The organism is Candidatus Symbiopectobacterium sp. (genome assembly GCF_020054415.1).
Classification (GTDB): domain Bacteria; phylum Pseudomonadota; class Gammaproteobacteria; order Enterobacterales; family Enterobacteriaceae; genus Symbiopectobacterium.
Window position 1 is genome coordinate 1 of sequence record NZ_JAHWCO010000395.1, and the last position, 2,691, is coordinate 2,691.

A 2,691-nucleotide genomic window follows, 5' to 3' on the forward strand; every position below is an offset into this window, starting at 1 on the left:
TGTCGTTGCCAGATGGAGCGCACGCCGCTGCCGGAGATAAATACGCCTTTTTTACGCAGCTCATTACTGGTCCGGTGCTGCCCATGGGGCGGGAACTCAATAGCATAATCAACAACCGCGCGTTCAGTGGCTTCGTCGGCGCGGTTCTTCAGGTTCGGAATCCGGCGGTTCTGGTTAACCAGCGCATCAATGCCGCCTTCAGCAGCCAGTTCCTGATAACGGTAAAATGTATCGCGTGACACGCCCATGATCTTGCAGGCTTTTGATACGTTACCGAGTTCTTCGGGGAGATTGAGCAGGCCGGCTTTGTGTTTGATAATGGGATTGTTAGTATGAAGCATGAGAGTTACCTCGCGTTTTGTTTAAGGATTAGACACCCATATCAAAACCGATAACTCTCAACCTTTCAAGGTCCAGTGTCAGATCTAGTCGCGACTAATACAATTTATACAGGTGTCTGTCAGATCAGGTCTGAGCTAGTACAGAGTAGTCAATGCGGTCATGCCTCTGGTCTTTGTTATCACTCATTGCACTTTCCTCACGTAGTATAAGAATCGATGTACTAGCAAACGAGATTCTAGATTATCGTTGAGGAAAGATGCAATGGCAGGTGATTTTGATTCTGTTTTCTCTTTCACATAGTGAAACTTAATTACCGTAACCTGTCCCAGATAGATTCAGTTTGTCCCAGGTAGATCCACATTTATCGCACGTTTCCCTTTTAAATATCTCACGTCCTATCAGTCGTGGTTGATATGCAAGTCTGGGTGTTGGCGATGCCACGTTACGATAGAGAGGGCAAGGCAGCATTGATCAATCAGCTGATTGATGCCGCCGACGTTGTTATTTTCATCCAACATGCCGAAGGCGAAATGGTCGTTGGTGGTGATTTATGGCAGCTCATCCCAGAATTACACCAGCCAGCGCATGAACACTATGTCACTAAAACCGCCTGTGATGCGTTTTGGAACACGACGCTGGATACGCTATTACAGCGTTTGGGTATCAATGCCTTTACCGTCTGTGGTTGTGCAACCGATTATTGTCTGGATACGACGATCAAAGTCGGTGCCAGCAAGGGCTACGCAATCACCGTGGCAGCAGATGCTCACACCACGGCTGATCGTACTTATGCCAGCGCTCAGCAACTCATCGGTCAGCATAATGAGGTGTGGGCGGGGCTGAGCTTGCCGGGGAATCCCGTCACTGTCATCCCCGTCGTTACCCTTCTGAGCGCATGGTGTTCGCCGCTTTGAACTAGCGCGCCTGGGCTGTCAGTAAATCAATGTGGGCTGCGGTGGCGACACGATATAGGTATTCACTCACACGTGGCCCATAGTGAATACCTTTCACGATAGTCAGCGATCGTAGGATCAGGATCAGGAACAGGATAAAGTCTGTGGTTGAGACCGTTTCATCCGCAGGGAGTAGGGTTTCCAATTCTGCCAATTCTTGCTCAATGTCGCGAATCAGCGTGGGTGTTTCTGCCAGAAGCGCCGATAGGTCGCCAAACGCTTTTTCTTCACGTTGCCGAAAAGCCTGACGAGCAGGTTGTGTTGCCAACTCGGCAAACTCACCTTCGGTGAAACGCGGAACCGCCAGTTTGAACACTACGCCAGAGGCTGATTTGCACCATGCTTCAATCGTGCTGTCTACCGGCTGCTCTGCGATCTGCGGTGCTTTCAGGCATGAAGCTGCCATCCTCTTTTTGCAGAATAGGGACGACCTTGCGTCCAACCATCAGCGTCGGCGTTTCAACATCGCCTTCCATGATGATCGCCAGTTCAAACGGAGTTTTCTTCAGTCCAAAAATCATTCTGGCTCGCACACAGAACAGGCAATGTTCATAGGTAAATAATTTCATTAGTGGTTCCTTGATGATGATAAAACCTGCCTGACGCCCTAACGCGTTATAGGTCAGACTAATACCAGAAAGAGGAGCAGGTAGAGTCAGTGCGTGCGGATCGCCGGTGCTGTCGCTCGGAATGTAACTGCATGTGAAACATCAAGGAAAAAGATAACGACGGGGTTTCGCTGCTGGCACTGGGAAGAATGGGCTTACCGATAATTCCCTGGTGATGCAAATCGTTATTTTTGAAAACCACGCGTTACATCCCTCGGGCTAACCTTACTTCGCATAGACACTTCTATACATTTCATCTGCTATTGTCCCTTCATCCCTTGTCAATGTTGTGATTTCCATCCCTGTCAAGAGAGTCACTTTTCCCGCCCTCGAGGCGGGTTTTTTTTATCTGTTATTTGGCTGGCAGGGTCGTCACGATCTCCAGCATGCCATTGATGGCAAATTGAACCCCCATACACACCAGCAAAAATCCCATCAAACGCGCGATGGCCTCAATACCGCTTTTACCCAGCAGGCACACAATGTAGCCAGAACTGCGTAAGCACCCCCATAGGATCACGCTGGTCATCAGGAAGGTGAGTACGGGCGCAACCGTTACTACCCAGGGAGTAGGTCGTGTATTCAATATGTTGATTGCAGTGTGAAATGTCCGGTTTTGGATGTGGAATACAGTGGCTAAAGTTGACGTAAGATGCCCGTTTTGTGAACAGACATCTCCTGTGAAAAAACACGGTTATGGCAAAAGTTTCCATCAGCGTTACCGTCGTCAGTCATGCAAACACGGATGGCTACAGGGCTTACAACGACGAACTTCCAAAAGTAAAACA

The 2,691-nt window shown here is 49.1% G+C and carries 5 protein-coding genes and 1 pseudogene; 2 read left to right on the plus strand and 4 right to left on the minus strand.

Translation table 11 applies throughout. The features are described from left to right. Positions 1–341, minus strand: a 341-nt coding sequence (locus QZ506_RS11675; RefSeq protein ID WP_291971230.1) for a helix-turn-helix domain-containing protein, incomplete at its 3' end; no start/stop codon positions are given. A gap of 414 nt (positions 342–755) precedes the next feature. Between QZ506_RS11675 and QZ506_RS11680 the strand changes: the two genes are divergently transcribed. Beyond that, positions 756–1,256, plus strand: coding sequence for an isochorismatase family protein (locus tag QZ506_RS11680; protein ID WP_291971232.1), 501 nt, complete (start codon positions 756–758; stop codon positions 1,254–1,256). Between the two features lies 1 nt (position 1,257). On the opposite strand, the gene QZ506_RS11685 is transcribed toward QZ506_RS11680, so the two are convergent. From QZ506_RS11685 to QZ506_RS11695, 3 genes and pseudogenes are all read right to left on the minus strand, one after another. Continuing rightward, positions 1,258–1,701 (minus strand): glutaredoxin, encoded by a 444-nt coding sequence (locus QZ506_RS11685; protein ID WP_291971234.1) that lies wholly within the window; start codon positions 1,699–1,701, stop codon positions 1,258–1,260. Then, positions 1,640–1,864 carry a glutathione S-transferase N-terminal domain-containing protein gene (locus QZ506_RS11690; protein WP_291971236.1) on the minus strand — a complete coding sequence of 75 codons (225 nt, stop codon included), beginning with the start codon at positions 1,862–1,864 and terminating at the stop codon, positions 1,640–1,642. Before QZ506_RS11690 ends, QZ506_RS11685 begins: the two co-directional genes overlap by 62 nt. Positions 1,865–2,255: 391 nt before the next feature. After that, positions 2,256–2,471, minus strand: a pseudogene (locus QZ506_RS11695) (MarC family protein); the annotation flags it as partial. 64 nt (positions 2,472–2,535) lie between these two features. Here QZ506_RS11695 and QZ506_RS11700 point away from each other — a divergent pair. Beyond that, positions 2,536–2,691: IS1 family transposase (locus QZ506_RS11700; protein ID WP_367273013.1), on the plus strand; the 156-nt coding region annotated here is incomplete at its 3' end.

What these genes read in the sequence shown, in the direction of transcription:
- QZ506_RS11680 (WP_291971232.1), top strand. Translation starts at nt 756, where the DNA reads ATGCAAGTCTGGGTGTTGGCGATGCCACGTTACGATAGAGAGGGCAAG.
- QZ506_RS11685 (WP_291971234.1), bottom strand. Translation starts at nt 1,701, where the DNA reads ATGGCAGCTTCATGCCTGAAAGCACCGCAGATCGCAGAGCAGCCGGTA.
- QZ506_RS11690 (WP_291971236.1), bottom strand. Translation starts at nt 1,864, where the DNA reads ATGAAATTATTTACCTATGAACATTGCCTGTTCTGTGTGCGAGCCAGA.